Annotated in this window: 29 protein-coding genes; 12 read left to right on the forward strand and 17 right to left on the reverse strand. The window is 28.6% G+C overall.

Going from position 1 to position 23,900, the window contains the following annotated elements; all coding sequences use genetic code 11:
* Positions 1-148: 148 nt before the first annotated feature.
* The gene (locus Ctaglu_RS19910; RefSeq protein ID WP_125004996.1) at positions 149-346 is read right to left on the reverse strand and encodes a PF20097 family protein; all 198 of its coding nucleotides are present in this window, start codon (positions 344-346) and stop codon (positions 149-151) included.
* Between the two features lie 387 nt (positions 347-733).
* On the opposite strand from Ctaglu_RS19910, the gene Ctaglu_RS19915 reads away from it, so the two are divergent.
* From Ctaglu_RS19915 to Ctaglu_RS19930, 4 genes are all read left to right on the forward strand, one after another.
* A complete protein-coding gene (locus tag Ctaglu_RS19915; RefSeq protein WP_125004998.1) occupies positions 734-1,591 on the forward strand; it encodes an AraC family transcriptional regulator in 858 nt (285 codons plus the stop codon).
* Positions 1,592-1,961: 370 nt separating this feature from the next.
* Entirely contained in the window at positions 1,962-2,084 is a 123-nt protein-coding gene (locus Ctaglu_RS26020; RefSeq protein WP_233439884.1) for a Tn3 family transposase, read from the forward strand.
* Between the two features lie 369 nt (positions 2,085-2,453).
* Positions 2,454-2,768 carry a hypothetical protein gene (locus Ctaglu_RS19925; protein ID WP_125005000.1) on the forward strand — a complete coding sequence of 105 codons (315 nt, stop codon included), beginning with the start codon at positions 2,454-2,456 and terminating at the stop codon, positions 2,766-2,768.
* Between the two features lie 8 nt (positions 2,769-2,776).
* Positions 2,777-4,087: an ATP-binding cassette domain-containing protein gene (locus Ctaglu_RS19930; RefSeq protein WP_267901307.1), complete on the forward strand. Its 1,311-nt coding sequence runs from the start codon at positions 2,777-2,779 to the stop codon at positions 4,085-4,087.
* 73 nt (positions 4,088-4,160) lie between these two features.
* Here Ctaglu_RS19930 and Ctaglu_RS19935 read toward each other — a convergent pair whose 3' ends face one another.
* From Ctaglu_RS19935 to Ctaglu_RS19950, 5 genes are all read right to left on the reverse strand, one after another.
* Complete coding sequence (locus tag Ctaglu_RS19935) at positions 4,161-4,622, reverse strand: 8-oxo-dGTP diphosphatase (protein WP_125005004.1); 462 nt, start codon at positions 4,620-4,622, stop codon at positions 4,161-4,163.
* An 82-nt stretch (positions 4,623-4,704) separates the two neighbouring features.
* Positions 4,705-4,923, reverse strand: a complete 219-nt coding sequence (locus Ctaglu_RS19940) for a hypothetical protein (RefSeq protein WP_148097600.1) — start codon at positions 4,921-4,923, stop codon at positions 4,705-4,707.
* Between the two features lie 265 nt (positions 4,924-5,188).
* The gene (locus tag Ctaglu_RS19945; RefSeq protein WP_125005008.1) at positions 5,189-6,154 is read right to left on the reverse strand and encodes a helix-turn-helix transcriptional regulator; all 966 of its coding nucleotides are present in this window, start codon (positions 6,152-6,154) and stop codon (positions 5,189-5,191) included.
* 189 nt (positions 6,155-6,343) lie between these two features.
* Positions 6,344-6,562: a hypothetical protein gene (locus tag Ctaglu_RS25410; RefSeq protein ID WP_185732845.1), complete on the reverse strand. Its 219-nt coding sequence runs from the start codon at positions 6,560-6,562 to the stop codon at positions 6,344-6,346.
* Entirely contained in the window at positions 6,562-7,167 is a 606-nt protein-coding gene (locus Ctaglu_RS19950) for a ParA family protein (RefSeq protein ID WP_125005010.1), read from the reverse strand. Before Ctaglu_RS19950 ends, Ctaglu_RS25410 begins: the two co-directional genes overlap by 1 nt.
* A 586-nt stretch (positions 7,168-7,753) precedes the next feature.
* Here Ctaglu_RS19950 and Ctaglu_RS25415 point away from each other — a divergent pair.
* Positions 7,754-7,894, forward strand: a complete 141-nt coding sequence (locus tag Ctaglu_RS25415; protein ID WP_185732847.1) for a hypothetical protein — start codon at positions 7,754-7,756, stop codon at positions 7,892-7,894.
* 204 nt (positions 7,895-8,098) lie between these two features.
* On the opposite strand, the gene Ctaglu_RS25420 is transcribed toward Ctaglu_RS25415, so the two are convergent.
* From Ctaglu_RS25420 to Ctaglu_RS19955, 3 genes are all read right to left on the reverse strand, one after another.
* Positions 8,099-8,257 (reverse strand): hypothetical protein, encoded by a 159-nt coding sequence (locus Ctaglu_RS25420; RefSeq protein WP_164952537.1) that lies wholly within the window; start codon positions 8,255-8,257, stop codon positions 8,099-8,101.
* Positions 8,258-8,598: 341 nt separating this feature from the next.
* Entirely contained in the window at positions 8,599-8,793 is a 195-nt protein-coding gene (locus Ctaglu_RS26515; protein ID WP_373861707.1) for a glucosaminidase domain-containing protein, read from the reverse strand.
* A 510-nt stretch (positions 8,794-9,303) separates the two neighbouring features.
* A complete protein-coding gene (locus tag Ctaglu_RS19955; RefSeq protein ID WP_125005012.1) occupies positions 9,304-9,717 on the reverse strand; it encodes a hypothetical protein in 414 nt (137 codons plus the stop codon).
* A gap of 1,114 nt (positions 9,718-10,831) precedes the next feature.
* On the opposite strand from Ctaglu_RS19955, the gene Ctaglu_RS19960 reads away from it, so the two are divergent.
* From Ctaglu_RS19960 to Ctaglu_RS19975, 4 genes are all read left to right on the forward strand, one after another.
* Complete coding sequence (locus Ctaglu_RS19960) at positions 10,832-12,010, forward strand: ATP-binding protein (RefSeq protein ID WP_125005014.1); 1,179 nt, start codon at positions 10,832-10,834, stop codon at positions 12,008-12,010.
* The gene (locus Ctaglu_RS19965) at positions 12,000-13,601 is read left to right on the forward strand and encodes an ATP-binding protein (RefSeq protein ID WP_125005016.1); all 1,602 of its coding nucleotides are present in this window, start codon (positions 12,000-12,002) and stop codon (positions 13,599-13,601) included. Before Ctaglu_RS19960 ends, Ctaglu_RS19965 begins: the two co-directional genes overlap by 11 nt.
* A gap of 208 nt (positions 13,602-13,809) precedes the next feature.
* A complete protein-coding gene (locus Ctaglu_RS19970; RefSeq protein ID WP_125005018.1) occupies positions 13,810-14,004 on the forward strand; it encodes a hypothetical protein in 195 nt (64 codons plus the stop codon).
* 260 nt (positions 14,005-14,264) lie between these two features.
* A complete protein-coding gene (locus Ctaglu_RS19975) occupies positions 14,265-15,113 on the forward strand; it encodes a hypothetical protein (RefSeq protein WP_125005020.1) in 849 nt (282 codons plus the stop codon).
* A gap of 358 nt (positions 15,114-15,471) precedes the next feature.
* Here Ctaglu_RS19975 and Ctaglu_RS26410 read toward each other — a convergent pair whose 3' ends face one another.
* The 4 genes from Ctaglu_RS26410 to Ctaglu_RS19990 form a co-directional block, all read right to left on the reverse strand.
* Positions 15,472-16,215: a YnaG family membrane protein gene (locus Ctaglu_RS26410; protein WP_307720507.1), complete on the reverse strand. Its 744-nt coding sequence runs from the start codon at positions 16,213-16,215 to the stop codon at positions 15,472-15,474.
* 1 nt (position 16,216) lies between these two features.
* Positions 16,217-16,429 carry a helix-turn-helix transcriptional regulator gene (locus tag Ctaglu_RS19985; protein WP_125005022.1) on the reverse strand — a complete coding sequence of 71 codons (213 nt, stop codon included), beginning with the start codon at positions 16,427-16,429 and terminating at the stop codon, positions 16,217-16,219.
* Positions 16,430-16,680: 251 nt separating this feature from the next.
* Positions 16,681-16,809, reverse strand: a complete 129-nt coding sequence (locus Ctaglu_RS25425) for a glucosaminidase domain-containing protein (RefSeq protein ID WP_185732849.1) — start codon at positions 16,807-16,809, stop codon at positions 16,681-16,683.
* A 410-nt stretch (positions 16,810-17,219) separates the two neighbouring features.
* Positions 17,220-18,053, reverse strand: a complete 834-nt coding sequence (locus Ctaglu_RS19990) for an AraC family transcriptional regulator (RefSeq protein ID WP_125005024.1) — start codon at positions 18,051-18,053, stop codon at positions 17,220-17,222.
* A 259-nt stretch (positions 18,054-18,312) separates the two neighbouring features.
* Between Ctaglu_RS19990 and Ctaglu_RS19995 the strand changes: the two genes are divergently transcribed.
* Positions 18,313-18,834: a GNAT family N-acetyltransferase gene (locus tag Ctaglu_RS19995; protein ID WP_185732851.1), complete on the forward strand. Its 522-nt coding sequence runs from the start codon at positions 18,313-18,315 to the stop codon at positions 18,832-18,834.
* Positions 18,835-18,966: 132 nt separating this feature from the next.
* Here the strand turns inward: Ctaglu_RS19995 and Ctaglu_RS20000 are convergent, their stop codons facing one another.
* A complete protein-coding gene (locus tag Ctaglu_RS20000; RefSeq protein WP_207669507.1) occupies positions 18,967-19,176 on the reverse strand; it encodes an alpha/beta hydrolase family protein in 210 nt (69 codons plus the stop codon).
* A 501-nt stretch (positions 19,177-19,677) separates the two neighbouring features.
* Between Ctaglu_RS20000 and Ctaglu_RS20005 the strand changes: the two genes are divergently transcribed.
* Positions 19,678-20,298 carry a hypothetical protein gene (locus tag Ctaglu_RS20005; RefSeq protein WP_125005028.1) on the forward strand — a complete coding sequence of 207 codons (621 nt, stop codon included), beginning with the start codon at positions 19,678-19,680 and terminating at the stop codon, positions 20,296-20,298.
* A gap of 186 nt (positions 20,299-20,484) precedes the next feature.
* Here the strand turns inward: Ctaglu_RS20005 and Ctaglu_RS20010 are convergent, their stop codons facing one another.
* Positions 20,485-20,790: a hypothetical protein gene (locus Ctaglu_RS20010; protein WP_125005030.1), complete on the reverse strand. Its 306-nt coding sequence runs from the start codon at positions 20,788-20,790 to the stop codon at positions 20,485-20,487.
* A gap of 132 nt (positions 20,791-20,922) precedes the next feature.
* Here Ctaglu_RS20010 and Ctaglu_RS20015 point away from each other — a divergent pair, with 132 nt between their 5' ends.
* Positions 20,923-21,150: a hypothetical protein gene (locus tag Ctaglu_RS20015; RefSeq protein WP_125005032.1), complete on the forward strand. Its 228-nt coding sequence runs from the start codon at positions 20,923-20,925 to the stop codon at positions 21,148-21,150.
* 218 nt (positions 21,151-21,368) lie between these two features.
* Here Ctaglu_RS20015 and Ctaglu_RS20020 read toward each other — a convergent pair whose 3' ends face one another.
* Both Ctaglu_RS20020 and Ctaglu_RS20025 read right to left on the reverse strand, forming a co-directional pair.
* Positions 21,369-22,040 carry a hypothetical protein gene (locus tag Ctaglu_RS20020; protein WP_125005034.1) on the reverse strand — a complete coding sequence of 224 codons (672 nt, stop codon included), beginning with the start codon at positions 22,038-22,040 and terminating at the stop codon, positions 21,369-21,371.
* Between the two features lie 167 nt (positions 22,041-22,207).
* Positions 22,208-23,206, reverse strand: coding sequence for a replication initiation protein (locus tag Ctaglu_RS20025; RefSeq protein ID WP_125005036.1), 999 nt, complete (start codon positions 23,204-23,206; stop codon positions 22,208-22,210).
* Positions 23,207-23,900 lie beyond the last annotated feature (694 nt).

Genomic DNA, 23,900 nt, shown 5'->3' on the forward strand with positions numbered 1-23,900 from the left:
AGTGGAAACGCGGCATCGTTCTTTAGCTTGTTTCAGAAATTGAGCAACTTTAGTGGCTATCATCATTTAAGTATATACTTATGGTGATAGTTTTTATCGGCTCAACATCTGAATCCAAACCTATTCAAAGTGCGAACTATTCGTGCTTTTAAAGCCCATCAACAGGAATATCACTTATGAACTTATTGCAAAGAATACACTTGTAAGTTTCTATTTTAGGACACCCACCACTAATTAAAGCATGCATTATGCCCTTATGTGCATCTTTTGCTACCCACTTTAATTCTACTCTATTTCCGTAGAGGTCGCCTTTTAACATCTCCGTATCACAATATGGACATTTCATATAATAATCCTCCTTAGTTTTCTTTTTTTAGTTTACCAATCCTTTTTAAAAAGAGTGTGCCGTACTTTTCTACAAGTGTTAAGCAACTTGAGTATACATTATACCATTACTTTTTCGTTCCTCAGAGACCTGTAGTTAATTGCAACAACAATAATTCATAATAAGAGACCTTTGAGGGATATATTGCAATAATTTATAAAAATTAGAATTGTATTTACTATAATGATATACTAATAAATAGGTCGTAGATGTAAAACAATTCAATAAATAGTAATTTGATGTACATGTTATTTAATAATCTTTCAGACAAGACAAAACATAACACAAAAAGTCGGGAACAACCGCTTGAAAAGAGATAAGATATATGTACAGACAGGGGTGATGATTATGGGGTGGATTGAAGGAATCGGTGAAGCTATCAAATATATTGAGGAGAATATCACTGAAGAAATCACAATAAAAAATATTGCAAAAAAAGCACTTATGTCGACCTTCTATTTCCAAAAAGGCTTTGCAATGCTTTGTGGTTTTACGGTGGGAGAGTACATCAGACAACGCAGGCTTACCCTTGCCGGCAGTGAGCTTGTTTCTACTGATGAAAAAATCATTGATATTGCACTGAAATATGGCTATGCCTCACCAGATAGTTTCACAAAAGCTTTTACTCGATTTCATGCTTGCACACCTACTGCTGTTCGAAAAGATGGAGCAATGATTAAATCGTTTGCTCCGCTAAAAATCAAATTTTCATTGGAAGGCGGTTATATTATGGATTACAAAATTGTTAAAAAAGATTCGTTTACTGTCATGGGCGTATCAAAGGTATTTAAATATGATAGTGCAACTACAGAAATTCCACAGTTTTGGACAGAGCATTATCAAACAGGAAATGGGAAATTTGTATGCGGAATGTACGGAGTATGCATAGATGATAGCATGGGTTCAGATGAGTTCGAATATTTGATTGCAGACAATTATAATCCGTCCATAGAAATATCTAATGGTTTTGTTACAAAAATTATTCCTAAACACACCTGGGCTGTTTTTGCTTGCAATGGCGCAATGCCGAAAACTCTGCAAGATGTGAACAGAAAAATCTTCTCAGAATGGCTACCTAATTGCAGTGATTATGAAATTGCAGCAGGTTATAATATTGAAATGTACACCAATACGGCTGATTATCCGCAAGGTAATCAAGACGAAAACTACTACAGTGAAATTTGGATTCCTGTTAAGAAAAAATAACTAGGTAAAGGATCACAATTCGGAGTTCATCAAACTCCAATTTGTAAAGTTGATGTAGAACAATTTTAGATTTAGTTTTTGTCGTATATTTCGCATAGAACTAAACCGCTAAAAACTGTGGCAGACGAGTGCTAATCATATTAATTTAATTTTTACTTAAATAAAATATAAAGAAGTATCCTATTTGTGTTAAATCGTCAGTTGAAGCTTTAAATGCATGCTATAACCCTCATTAGGGCTTAGAAAAAGGTGTGACAATGTACTCAGCTGCAAGTGATCAGTATTCAAGATTTGGAATAGGTATTATAAATACAAATTCAAGTTCTGTTTTATAGTTGATATACTTCTCAACCATAAAACAGAACTTGAGATTGAAGAACACTATACTGATACAGCAGGTTATACTGACCAAGTATTTGGATTAACTCATTTATGGGGGTTGTGTAGTAACTGGACAGAAATTCCCGTTACATGCACCAAAATATACCATTAACAAAGATTAATACCTAGCTATCAAAAACGATCTTTTATGGGAGGGGTATTTCAATAAAAGAACTTAGATTATTACATAAAATAGGAAGTGGCCCGTTTTTACATGAATGGTTGCCGTACCTCATGTAATAATTCTTAATAATTAAGTACAAAAGCTTTATTATCTAGAATACACTCTAAATAACAAAGCTACAAAAATTATTAAAGAGTATATAAATAACCATTTACTAATAAAAAACAATAATTTAATAGTATATAGTCCAAATTTTCAATTAAATATGTGAAGTATTTTAATAAAATTTTATGAAATAAAGGAAGGAGCGAGTATGGTGTATAATTTTTGTAATAAATATACTATGCATTATATGAAATGAAAAAATACTTAAATAAAACCAAATCTATAATATTGATACAAATATTAACTGATGCTATTTATATCGCTGCTATTGCATCAATTCCATATATAATTAAATTACTAATTGATTATGATTATTCAAAAGGTAGTAAAGGTATTGTAATATTTATTTTAATGTATTTATTCGTAGTTGTAGTAGGTATGCTTTTTCAATACATAAGTCAATTATATTGTTGGAAATTTAGAAAGAACTTTAATATATTAATAAAAGAGGATATTTTCAAGTCTATTCTAAATTATAGTTATAAAAAATTTACAAATCAAAATTAAGTACATATATTTCAGTTATAGATAATGATGTGCCTGTGGTTGAACAATACCTTGAAGGCATTATTTCAATTGTAAAGTCTACTATCCAGGTGATTATATATGGGGTATATATGTTTGCATTAGATCCTACAATAGCTATTGTGATTATTTTATGTTCAACTTTGAGTTTGTGTTTACCGAATGTAACTAGTAAGACACTTTCTAAAAGACGTGGTGATCACCTCAATGCAGTAGGATCATACATAGGTAAAATAACGGATTTATTGGAAGGTTTTAAAAATGCAAATTATGAAACAAGGGATAAACTTTTAACTGAACATAATAAAACAATGGTTGAAACAGAGAACAAGAGACTAGCATATGGTAGCTTTAAAACATTTACTAATGTTTTAAATGGGTCTTTTATGTATTTGTTAGATATATCAGCCTTTGTTACAATTGCAATTTTGTTATTATATTCTAAAATCTCCATAGGGACAGCTACAGCTACTTTAGCTTATATAAAGGAGTTTGTTTATCCAATTCGATATATTGTATCAGATTTGAGTGATATAAAATCTGCCAAGTCCACTAAAGAAAAATTACTTGATTTTTTAAATGATGATAATGAGAGTATAGATAAAATAAACAAGTTTAACTCCTCAATTAAATTCTCTAATGTGTCAGTAAAATTTGATGATTTTGAGTTAAACAAATTTGACTATACCTTTAAAAAGGGAAAGAAGTATGCAGTTATAGGGCATAGCGGATCAGGTAAATCAACCATTATTAATCTATTGATGAAATATATAGAGAACTCCAGTGGCGCCATATCAATTGATGGTATTAATATTAATGATATTGATACCACGGGAGTAATAGGATGCGTTAATCAATTTGAACATGTATTTTGCACTGATTTTTTTAATAATATTACTGTATATGATTCATATGCACGTACTGATATAGATGATATTATAAATTATTCAGAATGTGATAAAATCAATTTTATTAAAAACAAAGAGAATTGTACCGATTTAAGTGGAGGAGAAAAGCAGCTTCTTTCCTTAGTAAAAATGATGCTAATTAATAAAGATATTATAATTTTAGATGAGCCATTCTCCGCATTAGATATTCAAAGTACACTACTAATACAAAAAAAAATTTATAGTTTACAAGACAAAACAATCATTTCCATAACACATAATTTGTCAGAAAATCATTTGAGATATTTTGATGAATTGATTATAATGAATAATGGAAAGATTGAAAAAAGTGGTCATACAGCTAGTATACTAGCTTCTAAAGAATATAGTAATTTAGTAAAAGGTATTATTTAAAAAACTTTAATTTATAAACATAAAATGTTAAATACCCTCTTAATAATTTTCAATTAATAAAAAATCTTTTAATCTATTTCAGAATATGATTCCAGCCAGATCTCTGTTGGTTCTCTGCAATAAAATATTCATTAAGGCTATTATCTAGCATTACTTTAACCATATTATCAAATCCATGGGCAAGCTTTAACAAATGAATTTCATTGATATTGTGCCAAAAAACATCGCCTTCTACTCCATGTTCTATTAAATTTCCTTCATATGAATATGTTTTAAAGAAAAAAACTATATATCTTTTATTTTCCTTCGGTATACACCAATCTTTAACCCCACAGGCCTGTAAGTCATTTATTGTTAGCCCAGTCTCTTCCTTAATTTCTCTAATGGCTGAATCTACTATAGACTCACCTTTTTCTATATGACCTCCAGGAAAAGCTATTCCAGTCCAACCTCCCTTAATTCTATTTTGCACAAGGACTTTATTATTCTCTCTGTCAATTACCATTGTCATATTAGTTAACTCTACATTTTCCATGTACCCCACCCCTTAAAAATAAGTTAATTATATAATAATGTTTAAATAAATATTCTAACTTTTAATGTAGTAATAATATATTTTAGACTATTAAAGTTTCAATAGAATTACCTTCCAAAGGATAAACAAAAACACACTCTGTTTCTTTTATACCTTCTTTATTTTTATGATAAATATTTGCATTGAAAAATCTTCCATTAAGCATATTTTCGAAAATTAATCTATGATAACTTGTAACATTTTCATTGCACAGTAAATCTTCTATAGATATCCAAAATGCTTTAATATTAATTTCTGTCACTTCTATTTTATCACTTTTTACTGAACTCTTATAGGAGTACGGCAACGATTAATGCAAAAAACAGCCACAAGACAGCATTTCCCATTTTTAATGAACAGTAAATCAAAAATGGAACTACTATTTTGTGGCTGTTATGACGTACTACACGAAAGATGCGAGATACCTTAAGATAAAACTATGTTATTCAAACCCTACAAATTGGAATTTGTTATTTCCTGTTTGGGTTTCTCGTTAGAAACAATAGTGGATAGGCAGTCCATTTTATTTACTTTCGCACTGGTCTGATATACTTAAAAAACCGTTCCGGATTATAATAAAAGTAAATTATCCTACCGGGGGAAGTATCAAAGCAGTAGTCAGTGCCTGCAAAATCAAAAGTTGCCATTGCCTTTTCAATTTTTTCCTCTACACTACGATTTTCCTGCTCATAATCAAATGGCCCATGTTCAAAAACAATATACTCGGCTTCGGGAACATCAATCATAAGTATTTGTGGTGGTACTTCGCCTTTATAATCAAAAGGAAGACGTGTACCGTAACACTCTGTGCGTGGAATACCCCAATCGCAGAGTCTGCCGTCCGGGTCGTTAATGTACGCCATAATCTGACCGCTACCGCCGTTAGATTCGCTCCCACCATCGTCATCCAATTTGCCCTTAATACTATCGAGTAAGCCGCAAATTGTTTCACAGTCCTGTCTTGGAATAAGACTTTGCTTTTGCCAAAAATCCCAATATCCATTACTCTCATAGTTTTTAATGTGCAAAAATTTGTGTGCGGGAATGGTTACAAAATAAATTTTAACATCATCTGTAGATTTCATCATACCAATCTCTCCCAATCCTAAAAAGTAGCGGTCGAAAGGGTTTATTTTTGTACGAAGAACGACAGGCCTAGGCTTTTTTCGGTATTCACTTGGAGTTACACCATATGTTCCCTTGAAAGCTCTGGTAAAAGCTTCATGTGATGAAAAACTATAATTAAAAGCAATATCCAAAAGGTTTTTTTCACTATCCCGAACCTCTTTTAGTGCAAAGGCTAATTTCCTATGCCGTAGATAATCCCTAAATTGCATACCCGATATTTCTTTGAATTTTCTCGTTGTATAAAATTCGGAATAACCCAACCTGCGAGAAAGAAAGCGTAGTGTCAAGGCTTCACCATTATAATTTTTAATACATTTGTCAATTTCATCAACGATTATTTGAATTTGCTTCTTCCACTCATACATTCCTCTGTTCACCTCGTTTCAATCACCCTACATTCATTATAAAGAAATAGAGAGATTACTGCTTGATTTTACTTGCTGTTATTTCATTTTTCTCTTTTAAGTTCTGCATCTTTGTGTCTGGCCTACAATATGAGATTTTTAATACCTCTGTCAAAGAAATTTTTGTCTGCACCGTTGCCATTCTCCATGCTATGATATGTAAGAGCCATTTTCCCATTCACAATCAAAACACCAATAATATTGTGAGCATAAGAAAACGCAGGGGGAACAAAAATCATCAAGATTAAAACTAGTGGGTTCAATTGCTTTATCTTCTACTACTACCACATCATCAATTTTTTGTTTTTTTCCAGAATCTAATATTTCATAGCTGCGATTTTGTACAGCCTTATCAAATTTATTTGCCATTATAAAATACCTCTTTCCTTCATTTCATTAACAAGTTCTACATAGGATTTATATCCTGCAGATGATTTGCAATAAATATTTATAGGTTTTGCTTCTAACTCAGCCTCTTTTAATTTAACATTCATAGGTATTACAGTATCAAAAAGTATGTCTTTTACTTCATCATTTCTTTTACAATAATCTCTAAATTGTGCTGAAAGCTTCATTCTTTTATCGTACATGTTAATCAAGAAACCTTTTATATTATTTTCTATTTTTAAGCGTTTTCTTATATCTTTCCAAAGAGCTAAAAATAGTTCGGATCCTTCTACTGAATTCATGCTAATATCAGATACAAGTATAATATCAGTTGCAGCCACAAAAGCATTTTGATTGATTATACTCATGGAAGGGTTTGTATCTATAAGAATGTAATCATATGTATTAAAATGCTTTAAATTATCCTCAATATAGTTAATAAGTATATTTTCCCTACCAGCTAAACAAGCAAGCTTTAATTCCGTAGCAGTTAAAAATATAGAACTTGGAATAACATCAAGAGATTGGAGTTCTTTAACCGGTGATTTAATAACTACGTTTTCAAATTCAGTATCATCTTCTAAAATTTTCTAGGGTTCTATCTATACCAAAATTATTGGTACTATTGCCTTGAGGATCTATATCAATAACAAGTATTTTTTACCCTCTTCTGCAAGTAATCCCGCTATATTAAATAAACTAGAACTTTTTCAAGCACCACCCTTTAGGGTGATAAAAGATATTATTTTCAATGTAACCCCTCTTTATAATATATTAACTAATACATTAGAAATTATATTAATTTATATATTAACAATACTATTATATTTTATAATAGTAAATACTTTTCTAATATAAAATATAATTCCCATTAGTTCGATTTGAGCTTAGGATATGGATTGCCCTAATGTTTGTGGATACGCTGTGGAGAAGTTTGGTATATACCTTCAAAACAACAACAAATATAACTTATTTATGGTTAGGTTCCTTGTTGTTGTTTTAATAGTTTTATGAGTACCTCAAAGCATTGACCATATTAAACGCGTAAAAGAGATTATAAAAGAAGAAATAACAGATAAGGAAGCACAAAGCATATGGATTAGTGCTAATGGAGATATAAATATAATCAAAGAAAAGTATAGATGTTCTCAAAGAGCAGCTAAAATTACAAATATGGTTGGTTGGCTTATTGATGCAATAAAAAAAGATTATCAGCCGCCTATAAGCAAAGTTAAAGTTGGTAAATTCAATGATTACGTGCAAAGGGAATATGATTTTGATAAATTGGAGAAGAAATTACTTGGATGGGAATAGATGAAGGGGGTAGCGATATATTAGCTATACCTTTTTTGTTATACATTGTGATCCCCACTAGAGATAACATAGTAAAAGATTCCACTAAGGTTAATTTGATGGAATCTTCTTCCATTTAAATAATTGCCAGCATAGGTGGAGTAGATTTACTGATTTTACTTTCAACAGATATACAAAACTACAGGACAAGCTATGGGTTTGTTATTATTTAAGAACATTGTCCAGGAGAAGTCTTACGGCTTCACTTTTAGTTATGTTGTTAGCATTTTTGAAGCTTTCTAAGGATTTGGATAATTCTTCACTTATTCTTATATGGATCAATTCACTTTTAGAGTTTTCAATTTTCTTTCTGCCTCTTGCCATAATATCACCTCATAATATTTGCGTTACATAAAATAAGCTTGTAGATAATCAATTTTTTTATGTGACACAATAATTATTATAACATATATTTACAAATATTACCATAAGTATAAATAGAAATATTACTAAATCTAATTTATTATTTTGCTGATAGGCCTTAACAAGTCTTAAAGTTTCATTTCCATAATACTTTTTTCTTCAGATAATATTTCAGGTCCACACATGTCATATATAGAAAGGTCAAGTATGTACTGAAGCTTTTTAACGGTTAGTGGACCAATGAATCCATCGATAGATAAAACATTATTATTTGAATCTCTTATTTCCTTTAATTATGGCAATTAGTTTTTTAGGTACTCAGTATCGGTGCAGTAACCAGAATTATAGGCGCTATGGCAGGCCTCCTTGTAGTCTTTAGATGTTATTACAGATTTGTACCTATTGAAGCTTAAAAGCTTTCCATGGTCAAGTAAGCTATGATCTAGAGAGTCATATTTTCTAAACAGTGATAGGGTGCCAATTTTGTTGCTTCTTATCCATTATTTAATCCTTTCAAGTACTTTATTTTTTATAACATAGTGCCACAAAAAATTATACTTGGGGTATTACTGTGATAAATTTATTTCTAAAAGGTGGCTACTGGAAACACAAAATAAATATAATAGAGCACATAAAATAATACATTCAAAATCTTAATCGCTTAACTAAATTTAACTAAATGCTTAACAATCTATATAACTCAAGGCTTAATTCAAAAATATGAATGTAATGTTTTAAGTAAAATCGTACATTTATTTAGGACGTAGTTTATGAATATTGCATCACTCCTAAAATTCAACTTCCCTCTATTTTTCAACCAGACTTACAAAGAATTTGTACGGAACTCCCACTCTCTTTAGGTGTGGGAGTTTCAGCACCACAGGTAGTTTTGCCTATCCATCCAAAAAGTTATATTAGGGGCAAGATATATTGTTATGTAACATAACTTCTACTCTGCTCCTAACTCATAACCCCCAATATGCTAATATACCTTTTGGCGGGTAAGGTTAAAGCACAAAACATGTTAATTTGATGGAATTCAAATCATTCATTTTAAACCAAAAAACAGGTGAAGAATTTTGATTGTCTTCATATACAGTACCTATTATATTGATAAGATTAGATTCTCTATTAAACCCATCAAAGCTATACTCCTTAGCATCTATTATAATTTTTCCTTCTATGCGGTTTGTAAAATGAAGGCTAATATCCATTATTGAACCCATATATATTCCCCTATATAATTTAGCATTTATTTCAGCCTTTACTATATTTTTAGTACCTGTATTTAATACAATTACATTACTAAATGTTTTGTGTATAGTAATTGGTTTTCTATAATTATATATACCTATAAAATATATAATTACAGTTATACAAATTGCAATTAGAATATAAGTTCTCTTAGATAATTTTTTCATAACGTTTTCTCTCCCCCAACATAATATAAAATTAAAATTGTATTCTATTGCTTCGTCATATTTTACTGAGACGACATAAACCCTTTATTTAATTATATCATTATTACCGTAAATTGGAATCGCAGTCAAAGGCTAGTCCACATCATATTTTCTACTTCATGCTAAAATTTGATGTGGCATAAATTCCTTCACTGCTCCTTGTCAAAAGGAAGCTTTGGACACTCTTACTCACTGCCTCGAAGTAAAACCTTTTATTAATGGGTGGTAACATGCATCTTTCTATTTAGTATGAGCAGCAGTCAGTAACCTTGTTTAAATCAAAAATAATAATTCCCCCTTACGCCAGCTAACGGTTTTCTCATAAAACAGCTACTCGTAGGTTTTGGACCAATGATTTAATTTAGATACGCTATTTTAATGAAAACTCGAGCTTTATTATGTGAGATGTTCTAAGGTTTTTACCACAAGTGGTTCCATTAAAAAGCATAATTGCTTAGTTAAATTTATAATTAATATAATATATAATATAATATATAATATAATTTCTAATATATTAGATATTATATTAAAAACTATATTAATTTATGTAATACCTAATGCATGTCTTAATATATAATTTGCAAGCTTACTTTCGCTTATCTTATGCTTTTCAGCTACTTTTTTCACTTCATTAATTGCATTTATTTCTAGAATTTTTAGAACTTTTATCTAAAAAATCATCAAGATTAAAGCTAGTGCTTTATCCTCTACTACAACTACATCATCTTTTTTTTCCAAAACCTAATATTTCATAGCTGCGATTTTGTACAGCCTTATCAAATTTATTTGCCATTATAAAATACCTCTTTCCTTCACTTCATTAACAAGTTCTACATAGGATTTATATCATGTAGATGGTTGATGTGGGGAAGAGTTTTCTTTTGCGAATAGAAATTCTTCTTAATTATTATAATTAGTAAAATCAAAACTCTTTAGAATCCCCTAACTGGTTATTAGGACTTATCTTAAGATCACAATATAAATCTGACAAGAAAATTTTTGTTAAAATACTTGACAAAACAATTTTTGTCAAGTAGTATTGTAAATATAAGGAATAACGATAGGGGTGCTAATTATGAAAATTATAACAGGCCAAGCTGCAAGAGGAGATAATTTTTTTAAAAGGTCTATTTTAATAGATAAATTATGGAGAAAAATTGATTCCGAAAGCAGTATTATAATTTCAGCTCCAAGAAGAGTTGGAAAAACATCTTTGATGAGGCATATAGAAGATAATCCTAATGATAAATACTATGTAGTCTATATAATTACTGAGTCAGTATATAGTGAAAATAAGTATTATGAGGAAATTGTAAAGGCTATTTTAAATTGTGATTCTATAAAGATTAAGGATAAAGCTTTAAACATATTTAAAGATGCAATAAAAAATTTTGCTAAAAGCATAGATGAAATTGGTATAGACTCCGTTAAGTTTGGCAAAAAAGTTGAATTCAATTATTATGAAAAGTTTATAGAAATTATGAAATCTATTGATTTAGAAGGACATAAATTAATTATAATGATAGATGAATTTGCTCAAACCATACAAAACATTCAAGAAAAAGAAGGCACCATATATGCAGTTAAACTTCTTCAAAGTAATAGGGCCTTAAGACAAAACAGCGATATAAATACTAAATTTCAATTCATATATACTGGCTCCATAAGTCTTGAGAGCATTGCAAGACGAATGGACTCTTCAAAGTCTATAAATGATCTGGATATATTAAAAGTCACCCCGCTAAGCCTATCAGAAGGAAAAGATTTTATAAATATACTACTTAAAGGGCTTGATTTTACAATGGACGATAATACTATAAACCATATGCTTTACGAAATTAAATGGCTAAACCCTTTTTATATTCAACTTGCTATGGATAAAATTCAGGACATTTATGATGAGGAGAAATCACCTGCTATATATAATAAATCAGTTGATATAGCAATTAAACGTATGATAGAGGAAAACAATAAATTTAGCAGTTGGCATGAGAGGCTTAGCGTGTACAAAAATAATGATTATAAGTTCATTATAGAACTATTAAACATAATATCTATAGGTGAAACTAAGAAGATAACCTATAATGAAATACATGATTTGGCCGTGAAATATAATCTTGAACAAACATATAAAGAGCTTATAAATACTCTTGTAGATGACGGATATATAAATAATAATGATGAGGATGTAAAAATATATACATTTACTTCTCCTATATTAAGAATGTGGTGGTGTAAAAAAATTGCAAACTAGTAATTTAAGTCTTTATAATCCTAATAGTCTAACAGATCAGGAATTAGTTGATAGGTTTGTAGTAAGGAAAAAAGAGTTTCAAAGAATTTTTAAAGATATAAAAAATTCTGAGATGAAATACCCAGAACAACATTACATCATAGAAGCTCAAAGAGGCTATGGTAAAACAACCTTGTTAAAAAGAATATACTTTGAAATAAAAAGAGATAAGGAATTAAAGGAGAGGCTTATTCCTGTTATATTTCCTGAGGAGCAATATAATATACGTAAACTATTTAAACTTTGGGAGGTAGCAGCACAGCATCTTGAAATGGAAAGTAGTGAGTTTTTAGGACTTTATGATGAAATGGACAAATATTCAGAGCTTGATGACTACGAAGATATATGTTTTAAAATCCTTGAGCAAAAACTTAAAGAAAAAAATAAGAAATTAATACTTTTAATAGATAATATTTCCGATATATTAAAGAAGTTTAAACTTAAAGAACAGCAAAAACTTAGAGAAATTCTCTTAACTTCTGCAGAAATTCGAATTATAGGAGCATCTTCTGAGGTTTTAGAATTTACCTTTGATTACGGTAAACCCTTCTATGACTTCTTTAAACCCATAAGATTAAAAGGCTTAAATGCAGAAGAAACCAAAGAATTTCTTGGGAAATTAGGTGAGATTTTCGATAAGAAGGATATAAATGAGGTACTTGAAAGTAATAAAGGGAAAATAGAAGCTTTAAGACGGCTAACCGGTGGTGTGCCAAGAACCATGATATTACTTTTTGATATTTTTGTAGATAACAGTGGAAATGCTTTTAAAGAACTAGAAACATTATTAGATAGGGTAACACCTCTTTATAAACACAGAATGGATAATTTATCTCCAGTGCAGCAGGAGATTGCTGATGTTATAGCCTTAAACTGGGATGCCATAACTACAAAAGAGATAGCGGACAAAATAAGAATGCAAAGCAAAGAAGTATCAGCCCAACTTAATCAATTAGAGAAAAACGGAGTAATAACTAAAATCGCTATAAATAAGAAAAATTATATGTACCAAATCACAGAACGATTCTTTAATATATGGTATCTAATGAGGTTTGGAGGAAAAAAAGAAAAGCATAAGGTGCAATGGCTTGTGCATTTCCTTGAAACTTGGTGCAGTAGAGAGGAACTAGAAGAAAAAGCACTTATGTATATGGATACTTTAAAAACTAAAGAGGTATATGAAAATGAGTTCGATGTTACTTATACTTTAGCTGAAAGCTTACTTTGTAATGATCTAATAGAAGAATCCTTAGAAAAAGCCCATTTATTTTTACAATTGGCTAATAGTACAGATGAATATAATAGGATTATTAATGAATACTTCATATTATTAATGGCTAAAAAACAATACAACTCCTTATTTAAACTCTTTAATGAAATTGAATTTAAACTAAAGGATAAATTTAAACCCACTTATTATGCTTTAATGTATTTTATGAAAAATCAAAATCAAGAATTTGAAATTGAGTATAAAAAAGTTGGTGAGGAATTAGAGGAAACTGTTGAAGAGATTATTGAAGAAGTTAAGAAGATAGAAGAAAAATACAAGTAAAGATATGTGTAATTTAACAATTAATTAATTGTCAATAGAATTGTATTGAAAGACCTAAAAATTGTATTGAATGGCATATAAGCATATTAAGTACCGAATAATACGATTTTTATGTTGTTCGCTTAATTATCCTATACATATGTTAATGTAGATGATATTGTTTTGTTGTATGCTAATCCTAATTATATTAATGAGGGAGGATATTCATATGAATAAAAAGTGTATTGCTTGTCAATCTGAAGAATTAAAAGAAGTGAATATTGTAACAAAAGGATCATTTACCGTAATAGATAATGGAAATAAATTCTCATTGAATCCACCAAGTTCAAAAATAATTAAATATGTATGTTTAGACTGTGGATATATAAGTCTTTATGCAGAGAATACTACTATCTTTAGGTAGATTCAGTCTGGATTACTCATTTCAGGCTCTCTTAGTATAGATAACATGTAAAAAAACAGCCACAAGACAACATTTTTCATTTTTGATGAACTATAAATCAAAAATGAGGCTATTGTCTTGAGGCTGTTTTTACGTGGAAATAGAACTATAGGAGTTTGAAGGGTTGAGCCGACATAGATGGTGCGTCCCGACGGGGCTTATATTCTAGCAGGTGGTAGCATAACTAATAAGGAAGAAAAATATCAAAGGAGCGAAATATAATGCAAGACACTAAAAAGAGAACTATAATTTCTTTAATTCTCAGTTTATTTTATTATTTAATTTTGGCATTTTATAATTTTGTTGTTTATATGGCTTATAATAATAATAATAATAAAGATATAATATTGATGGCAATATTATGTACTTTAGTAGTAATACCACTGTTTTTATTTTCTACATTTTTTATTAAAAACGAATATAAAATCATTACTGGTAAAGTTACTGATTTTATAGGATATCATTTTTGGATTCATATAATTGTATATTTTATAACTATTTATATTAGTACAATTAATAAAACTTTATCCAAAAGTAGTTTCATAGTGAGTATAACTATAATAGGAGTGGCAATATTACTTACAAAGTATTTTTCAGATGAAATATATAAGGAAACTAACAATTTACCCTATGAAAATGAAAATAAAATATTAGAATTAACATTTCAAAATGCAACTATTTTTGGACTTTTAGCTTTTATTTTATGCTTCTTTATTTTTACAGGAATAGTGATTGGGGGTAAAAATATTATAGCATTAGTAATAATAGCTCCATTTTTTATTGGCGTATTAATATTGAATTATATAAAAGTTAAGTTGATTGACAAATATAAAATTGTAAACCCAAAAAGAGTATTATTTTTTGACAATATAATTTTAATTATAAATATATTAATAGCCTTCTATTTTTCACATAGCAATTTATTAGTTTTAAATGTTGTGCAAAAGTACTTCCACATGAGTTTTTTATCACCTATTTTCTTTGGTTTAATGTTACTACCTATGATTATAACAAACAAAAAAATCGGGAATGAATGGACAAGATTGAAAACAATGAATTTGGATGTTTAAATAAATTTTAATATTATGGAAGAAGGGATTTATATTATACTAATTGATCTAATATTTCAGTTTTTTAGCGAACACATTAAATATAATAAAATAAAACTTAGCAACAAAGTATTTGTACTAATTATTAGTGTTTTTACTATTTTGGCTTTTTATTGTTGGTTGAAGGGGGTATAGATGTCATCTAGTTAGCGAGGCACATAAAGAATAATATTCTTTATGTGCCCAAAAGGAGTGCATAAGGGAAGAATTGACTGGGTGATAACCCATTATTTGAATGGAGGTTTCTTAGCTTAATGGCTATGTTGCCGTACCCCTAAATAAAATACATATCAGAGTATAGTAGATTAAATTTATAGACTTAAGGTCCAAATATAAGTGTACCAATAGTAAAGTATGCAATTGGAAACAACCATAGTAACATATTTGTTATTACCCCAATTAAAGCAAGTTTATCTTTATGGATCCTTAATGGAATAATACCTAATAAAATTCCAATTGGACTTATAAATAAAGGCAGTAATATAGGAAGACCCTCTATTTTTCTTATAGGCATAATTTCAAAAATTAGATTTAGTATAAGAAGTATAAGAATAATTGATATACCTATGGAAATTTTTCCATTTACTGATTTTATTTCACATACTCTATTTTTATCATTGGTATCGCTCTCAATATTCATACCTAAACTTAATTCATTATGAATATAATAATATTTAATAATATTATATATTAGAATCTCTAGTATCAATAAAGCTCCCACAAGATCAAGAGGTTTTACTGTGTTAGTATCCTGATAAGAATACAAAATAAATATAAGTGAAGTTCCAATCATATTTATCCAGAATGTAATATACCCAGCCTTAAAAGTAAACTTTTGAGTTCTTTCATCACTATCTTTTATTAAATAATACCAAGTATTTTTTTTCTTTAATAAAATACATTCATATATTAAGTTAATCAGTAAAATAATTGATAATAATGGTAATACCTGAGTTCCACCCTTGCCACTAATAAGTAATTGATAATTAAACAAAGAAAAGCTTTTTAAAAGTAGAATAATTAGTAAAATTATCTTTAATACAAAACGAAATAAATAAGTCATTTTAACCTTCTCCTTCTAACATAAATAAGTCTTCAACATTACAATTAAATGCGTTAGCAAGTTTAATTGCTAACCCTATAGATGGTTCATATTTTTGTTTTTCAATAGAAATAATCGTAAGACGTGTCACACCTACAATATTTGCTAATTGTTCTTGTGTAAAATTAAAACTAGTACGCTTATATTTAACCTTATTAAAAACAGTGTTTTTCATTTTAATACCTCTTAACTATAATATAATGAACTCGCTCCCTATGTATAGTTTAGTATACATAGGGAGGGAGTTCAAGTAATTATTGAAAATTTAATCCATTTTTTAATATTAATACTTATAAAGTATTAATTTGGTTGTTATCTGGTGTTTTCTTCTCCAAATGTAAATCTTAGCGATGATTTTGCATCACTAGGAGAGAATCCAATAGCTGTTAAAACATGAGATGGGTTACTAGATTTACAACTACATGCTTAAACATGCTGCAGCCATCCGGTTTCTAAAATGTCTTGGGCTATGGTTACTGAGGGAAGGGTATTGTATCTTTTGTAGGATAGTAGGGCTCCGGTGGTTAGGGCTTTTATTATTTGGTTTTTGTTCATAGGGTGATTCCTCCTTTGGGGTTTTGATTTATATATATGGAGGATGAGAGAGGTTTTTAAGATTTGGAGAAGATTATTTTATTTTTTTGATTAAAGCATTGATTTAGGCATACGGTAACCATTCATGTAATTTAGGGCCACTTAACATTATTTTGAAATTATTATTGAATTTTCAAAGTACCATAAACATTAAATTATAGATATATCAGTACTTTGATTATGGTACTGAGTTATAGAACCCGTTAACATAGCATTACTACCTAATTAGCAAATAAGAACTATAAACGGTCGTTTGTGGTGCTCTTACAAAAAAATAAAACAAGAGCATTTCTACCCTTGTTAATGAGCAATATTTGAAAGATGTGACTTTATCACAACAAACAGGCTATACCCTAATCGTCAAAAGAGTACTATTGAATAATTGGCATCCATATTACAGTTCCGTCTTTTGTACAGCATTCAATTTCTGCCTCGCCAGTTAATTTATAGCCTGTACTTGGAAGCCACTCATTAAAAATACGCATAGTAAAGTTACCAATATTATCTTCATTTTCGGAAGGTACTTCAAAGACAGCATATGTTCCAGCTGGTATAGTCATAACATCATAGTTATCTGTGTTTTGAACATGATTATACGCTACTGCTAACATGTACCAAAAGCAATCTGGTTCTTCACTATAGGTAGTTATTGCGAACACTACATCATCGAGTGCAAAAGAATTAAGTTTATCTTTCAACCCCGTTAACTTAAAATCATCCCAAAATTTAGGAATGTCTCTCCAGTGCTCATTATTCTTAGTAATCATCTTTCTACTCATACCTATAACTTGCACTTCATCCTTGTGTATAATTTTATACTCCATTTTATCTACTCCTTGAATTACAAATTTGAAAGAAATAAGAGGATATGTCTTTAGTAATACACCTTCATTGCGCGCCGATATAGGTGTAGTTCCGTGCTGCTCTTTAAATGCACGAGAAAATGCTGCTGGAGAATCATACCCATACTTTATCGCTACATCAGTTATCTTTTCTTTATTTATCTGAATATCATGCGCTGCAAGGGTCAAACGTCTTTTGCGAATATATTCAGATAAAGTTACTTTAGTCATAAATGAAAAAATACGTTGAAATTCATATGCGGAACAACATACAAATTTTGCAGCGGTGGAATAACTTATATCACCATCAAGATTATCCTCAATGTAATTAACTGATTGGTTCATACCTAAAAGCCAATCCATATTATCTCCCCCTTGCTTATAATTATAGAACTTTAGAATAAAGGTTGCTTTGCAGTTCCAGTAGTAAATTGCATATGTAACTATTATTTAGAGTAAATTTTTTAAATTATCTATTAAAGTTGTTTTTATTCACTATAAGCTTTAGTATATTTAATGTTATTTTATACATTAAATAGTACAATCTATCTATAAATTTTTTTGTAGTCCTAGAATAAAACGAACAGCATATTATTTATAATATAGAGAGGAAGGTATTAAATTGAGTGAATTAATTTTAGTAAACCCATCAAAGGTTTTAGAAGAAAAAATTCTGGAATACAAACAAGAATATTTAGACTTTGAGGAAACTAATATCAATGGCAGTTGTGGACTAGCCCGTTATAATGATTTTGATGAATGGCTTGAAATTGTTCTTTCAATTGAGAAAGATAGACTCCGCAATAATGTTCATGCCAGCACATTCTTTTCTGTAAGAAAATCTGATAATAGAATTATAGGTACTATTCAACTCCGTCACTTTTTAACTGATGAATTAGAAAAACATGGAGGACAAATAGGCTATGGCATTCGTCCAACTGAGCGAAAAAAAGGTTATGGTAAGCAACAATTATTACTTGTTTTAGAAATTGCAAAAGATATGAAAATTCCAAAAGTAATGATTATCTGTGATAAAGCTAATATTGCTTCAAGTCATACTGCGATGAGTTGCGGTGGTATATTAACAGGCGAAAATTTCCATGAAGGTAAACAACAACAAATATATTGGATTAACCTCCGCTAAGTTTCTTGCACAATATTATTACTATTGCATATAAATTTCTATTATTTAATCTCCTCATTTTTTCCTCCATAAATTTAACTCTTGCAAATTTTCGCATAAAAAAAACCCCGAAAGGGAGTTTTTCCTTGAGTTTTAAAGATTTTCTTTATAGAAAGCGTCCAATTTTTCAACAGCTTGTCTAACTGGTTCTGGCTTGTCGTATAAATCATAGTGACTTGCACCTTCAATAATGAATAAATCCTTTTTCTTTGAAGTTGCCCTAGTATAAAGTTCTTGACCATCTCTGTATGAACCAAATACACCTTGTACTTTACCTTGATGATTTCTGAAACTCCCACACATAAATGAATAGGGTTCTTGAATACTAAATAACTTCTTTTATACTCTCATTTATAATAAAAACTATAAATTACAACATATAAAAACTAATTATTTTCTTCAAGCATTTCACTATCAAGCATCACAATTGACACATTAACGATAGTATATGGTTCGTTTCAAAACCTAAGTATATTATATCGTACTAAAATAACCATGTCTAATGGTATATTTTAGTAGTGCTATCCATCCCACACCTGAAAGAGTGGGCTTTCCGCACAAATTCTTGTAAAAAAATAAATAAGATAGCCCCTAAAAAAGATACCGAAATACTTCTAATATTTTTAAGTATGGCTGTTTTAGGTATTATGGAATCCTTTGTATTGAATAAATTAAATGCTAGTACAGAGCAAATAGCAAAACAAGTTGGGGAATTACTGGCACAGAATATCTCGCTAGCATCACATTAAAATTTCAAAAAATGCGGGGTTTTGGGCTTAGAACCCCTAATAGGATGTGAAGCATATGAATAATATATTAAATAAAATTATTGATCAAGGAAATAAACATACCATAGATTTAAATATAATAAACGAAATAGAAAAACACATAGAAAATCATATAAAATGTGATAATAATTTAAACTATGAATTAATTTGTAGATTTATATTATTAGAACATAATGTTCCATTATGTGATGATGAAAAATGTATAAGTATTCTTAAATATTTATTAGAAAAATATATTATAGATAATAATAAGTATAATGCATATTTTACAATATTATTATCTTGGATTGAGGACGGTTTTTGTAAGAGATCTGATTTTACTAGAAAAAAATTAGATAATATATTGCTAAATTCTAATGATTCATGTATAAAATCTATGATTTATTATTTAAAAGCATTAGATTGTAACTATTTATTGGATAAAGACTCAGGAGACTTAATTGAATTATTAAAACTTTCTATTAAAGCTGATAAAAATGCTACAAATAGTTATTTATTGCTATACAACAAATATAAAAAATTAGATAATATATGCTTATCAAAAAAATACCTAGAATATGGATTAAAAAGTATAAAAAAAGTAGTTTCATTACATGATCTAAATAAGATTGATATGACAGATATACATTTTTTTTAAATTAGGAAATAAAAGGTAATATTATTGATCAAAATTCATACAAGGAAATTTATATAACAAACATATAAAAATATAACTCAAAATATATATACTACTGAACTCATTAAAAATTATAGATCAAATAGTTAAATTTATCATTAATATAATAACTAGTATAATTTCTAATATATTAGTTATTATATTAACTTATTTAATACCTAATACATGTTTTAATATATCATTTACAAGCTTACTTTCGCTTATCTTCTGCTTTTTAGCTATTTTTTTTACTTCATTAATCGCACTTGTTTCTAAATAATATGTTTTATTTTTAGAGTTTTTACAACTTTTATCTATAATATCATCAAGATTAAAACTAGTCGGTTCAATTGCTTTATCTTCTGCTACAACTACATCATTTCTTTTACAATAATCTCTAATATAAAATATAAATCCGATACTAAAAAAAGTACCTACGTAGAATGAATTTATATACTTTGTTTTTACTTTCAATACAAATAATGTTATTATAATTATAAATGGGTATTTTCCGTATATTACCATTAATATAGATAAATGAATGTTTGAAATTTTGTTCGTTTATAAATAATTTAATAAATATATAATGAAAATGGTACTGTCGATATGGATTTATTTAAAAATGGATATCGTTTTTATAATAAATATATGCCACCAATAAAAACTACAAAAAAAGAAGATGAACTAATTGGTTTTTTAAGAGATGAAGTTGGTTGCTATGGAAATATGCTGTATGGACAAAGCATTGGTGACCGTGATTTCAATATTCAAGTATCTAATTTTGAAAATATCTCGATTAAACTTACTAGTTATTTCAAAAATAATAGCCATTGATAGAAATTTTCATATTCTGGTAATTTATTAAACAAATCGTCTATTATAAAACTACTTAAGGATAATAAAAAAATGGAAGAGCCATTTTCCTATTCTAAAAAAATTATAAAAATCTGGAACCTATTAAAATAGATGCCAGATTTTTATAATTTCTACTTTATTGAGCTATTATAGTGTAGTTGATGAGTAAAAAAACATACATTACGATAAACCTTAAATTACTTATTAGTGAGCATATCACCAGGCTTCCATTTCAATTTATTTGCATAATCAGAAAAACCATTAACTAAATTTATCCATCTATTATCTTTTACAAGAACGATAGTTCTTGAACTCGGAATGTAAATTTTTAATATTTTCAACCAATTATTAGTTATTTCTTTCATTTTTTCAAATTTTATAATTTTATCATCTGTCAATCTGATTAAAATTGAAGCATCATTTTTTGAATAAGCAAGAGATTCTTGTCTTGGTATTATACTTCTTACATACTCAGAAAAATCTCTTGAAATAACCGAAGTTTGATTATTGAAACTTTCATTATAGCCAGAAACCGGCAGTGCCATACCAAATAATTGTTGAGATGAAATACTTGTCTGATAAAATGCATCGCCTATAAAACACGCATCCATTTTATTAATATATTTATTATTTATAGCATTAGTTAAAATTTTATATGTATCCTCGTTCATTCCTATACCTAGATTTGATAAGGCACTAGATAGTGGATTTTGCAACGCATCTTCATATCTATTTATTTTTTTATATTGATTATATGATACTACTGAAATACAGCTTATAATGACAATTAATATTATTACTATCGCATATAAATTTCTATTATTTAATCTCCTCATTTTTTCCTCCATAAATTCTTGAAGTATGCCCATATTTCGAGCCCCCTAATAATTCTATTTGGATTAATAGGTTGTACCACATCATCACTGAGCCCCTTTCAGCTACCTCAGGTGCGCAAAATAAGAAGTGCTAGACTAATTATATACCTATTACATAAAACTCAAACAACGGACAGATTAGGCCTCTTAAAATGCTGTTACTATTTATCCCAACCTAATAACTTCTTTTCTAACTCATCAAAATCATACGCTCTCTGTTCGTAATCATTAAAAGTTGAAACCTTATGCTTACCCTTTGGAACTTGCCAATTCTCTTTCAATGCGGTAATCATTATTCCAACAAGATTATTTACGGTACTCAATTGGCTAACAATGTCGTACTTTTCTTTTATGTTATTCATATCATAATTAGCAACATCAAGTATCCTCTGTGCCTCTAACTCTAAAATATCTTCCTTTATTATTTGTTTTACTATCTCAATATCCGAAGATGCATTAACCGTAGTTACAGCAACCTCCTCGCGTGCTACAGAACTCTTATCCTTAATATTAAATGCAATACTTGTAACTTTTCTACCTACTTTCTGATCACTATATTTAAAAGTAATATCTGTTTTTTCATTAATCTCTTCCTGAGCTTTATTTAACACTCTTCTTTTAAAATCTGCATAACTACTAAAATAATTTGCACTTGCTCCTACCATTGTTTTCAATTCTTCTAAATTAATATTAGCTTGCTTTTTATATTGAAAAGACTTTAATATCTCATAAAGTCTTATTGAGTACTTACTTTTTAAACTTAATATGTTTTCTAAGCGATAACTAGTGTATAACTCTTTTAATTGGAGTAAATAAGGTTTTAAATCAGGTGCAAATTTTAATGTTACTGTCCCTTCACCCGTTTCATAAACTACACTACATAACCATGCTAACTGAATTATCTTTTTACCATCTTTTATTTCAAAAACCTTTTTCATCAATTCTTTTGTGATTTTTGGTATTTCTGTATATTTACTTTGATCCTTTAAACCTAGGAGCTCTATGAAATCTTTTATTTTAAATGTATATTCTTTAAACTCAACATCTGTCGGTTGAACAAAACTAGCTAATGTTAATATTATTTTCTGTTCCTGTGATGATAAATCATAACCAGAACTTATTAATCTATTGCTTTTAGTAACTACATACCCCTTCTTCACATTATCACCCCAAAATAATGTTACACTGCCAACATAACTATGTCAATTCTTTATTCAACGACATAGTTCACTATGAAAATGACATAGTTCGCTATGAAAATGACATAGTTCACTATGAAAATGACATAGTTACACTTTTAAAGCAAGTCATATCAACACCTACAACCCGTCCTAAACAGTTAAACATATAAACATTAGTATATAAACAAATAAACAACAACAAGGAAGACTGTTGTTATTTACTTTAAAATTCATATGTAATTAAAAAAATATTAAATTCACTATGAAAAAGACATAGTTAATACCTTTAAACCCAGTATACTTAAAAAACTTTTATTTAAAAAATTACAGGGTATACGGAAGATAATTATATTCACTATGAAAAAGACATAGTTAAAAAATTATAATGCACTTCCAAAGACAGTTTAAACAGGATTTCAATTCTATATTTTAGATTCTTGTTGCTCTGGTGGAAAATTTCAAATCCAAATATAACTCAAAATATATATACTACTGAAGTCATTAAAAATTATAGATCAAATAGCTAAATTTATCATTAATATAATAACTAGTATAATTTCTAATATATTAGTTATTATATTAACTTATTTAATACCTAATACATGTTTTAATATATCATTTACAAGCTTACTTTCGCTTATCTTCTGCTTTTTAGCTATTTTTTTTACTTCAT

Origin of the sequence: Clostridium tagluense (assembly GCF_003865095.1) — a bacterium.
GTDB lineage: Bacteria > Bacillota > Clostridia > Clostridiales > Clostridiaceae > Clostridium_AD > Clostridium_AD tagluense.

What these genes read in the sequence shown, in the direction of transcription:
- Ctaglu_RS19910 (WP_125004996.1), bottom strand. Translation starts at nt 346, where the DNA reads ATGAAATGTCCATATTGTGATACGGAGATGTTAAAAGGCGACCTCTAC.
- Ctaglu_RS19915 (WP_125004998.1), top strand. Translation starts at nt 734, where the DNA reads ATGGGGTGGATTGAAGGAATCGGTGAAGCTATCAAATATATTGAGGAG.
- Ctaglu_RS19925 (WP_125005000.1), top strand. Translation starts at nt 2,454, where the DNA reads ATGAAAAAATACTTAAATAAAACCAAATCTATAATATTGATACAAATA.
- Ctaglu_RS19935 (WP_125005004.1), bottom strand. Translation starts at nt 4,622, where the DNA reads ATGGAAAATGTAGAGTTAACTAATATGACAATGGTAATTGACAGAGAG.
- Ctaglu_RS19945 (WP_125005008.1), bottom strand. Translation starts at nt 6,154, where the DNA reads ATGTATGAGTGGAAGAAGCAAATTCAAATAATCGTTGATGAAATTGAC.
- Ctaglu_RS25410 (WP_185732845.1), bottom strand. Translation starts at nt 6,562, where the DNA reads ATGGCAAATAAATTTGATAAGGCTGTACAAAATCGCAGCTATGAAATA.
- Ctaglu_RS25415 (WP_185732847.1), top strand. Translation starts at nt 7,754, where the DNA reads ATGGTTGGTTGGCTTATTGATGCAATAAAAAAAGATTATCAGCCGCCT.
- Ctaglu_RS25420 (WP_164952537.1), bottom strand. Translation starts at nt 8,257, where the DNA reads ATGGCAAGAGGCAGAAAGAAAATTGAAAACTCTAAAAGTGAATTGATC.
- Ctaglu_RS19955 (WP_125005012.1), bottom strand. Translation starts at nt 9,717, where the DNA reads ATGAAAAAATTATCTAAGAGAACTTATATTCTAATTGCAATTTGTATA.
- Ctaglu_RS19960 (WP_125005014.1), top strand. Translation starts at nt 10,832, where the DNA reads ATGAAAATTATAACAGGCCAAGCTGCAAGAGGAGATAATTTTTTTAAA.
- Ctaglu_RS19970 (WP_125005018.1), top strand. Translation starts at nt 13,810, where the DNA reads ATGAATAAAAAGTGTATTGCTTGTCAATCTGAAGAATTAAAAGAAGTG.
- Ctaglu_RS19975 (WP_125005020.1), top strand. Translation starts at nt 14,265, where the DNA reads ATGCAAGACACTAAAAAGAGAACTATAATTTCTTTAATTCTCAGTTTA.
- Ctaglu_RS26410 (WP_307720507.1), bottom strand. Translation starts at nt 16,215, where the DNA reads ATGACTTATTTATTTCGTTTTGTATTAAAGATAATTTTACTAATTATT.
- Ctaglu_RS19985 (WP_125005022.1), bottom strand. Translation starts at nt 16,429, where the DNA reads ATGAAAAACACTGTTTTTAATAAGGTTAAATATAAGCGTACTAGTTTT.
- Ctaglu_RS25425 (WP_185732849.1), bottom strand. Translation starts at nt 16,809, where the DNA reads ATGAACAAAAACCAAATAATAAAAGCCCTAACCACCGGAGCCCTACTA.
- Ctaglu_RS19990 (WP_125005024.1), bottom strand. Translation starts at nt 18,053, where the DNA reads ATGGATTGGCTTTTAGGTATGAACCAATCAGTTAATTACATTGAGGAT.
- Ctaglu_RS20000 (WP_207669507.1), bottom strand. Translation starts at nt 19,176, where the DNA reads ATGTGTGGGAGTTTCAGAAATCATCAAGGTAAAGTACAAGGTGTATTT.
- Ctaglu_RS20005 (WP_125005028.1), top strand. Translation starts at nt 19,678, where the DNA reads ATGAATAATATATTAAATAAAATTATTGATCAAGGAAATAAACATACC.
- Ctaglu_RS20015 (WP_125005032.1), top strand. Translation starts at nt 20,923, where the DNA reads ATGGATTTATTTAAAAATGGATATCGTTTTTATAATAAATATATGCCA.
- Ctaglu_RS20020 (WP_125005034.1), bottom strand. Translation starts at nt 22,040, where the DNA reads ATGGGCATACTTCAAGAATTTATGGAGGAAAAAATGAGGAGATTAAAT.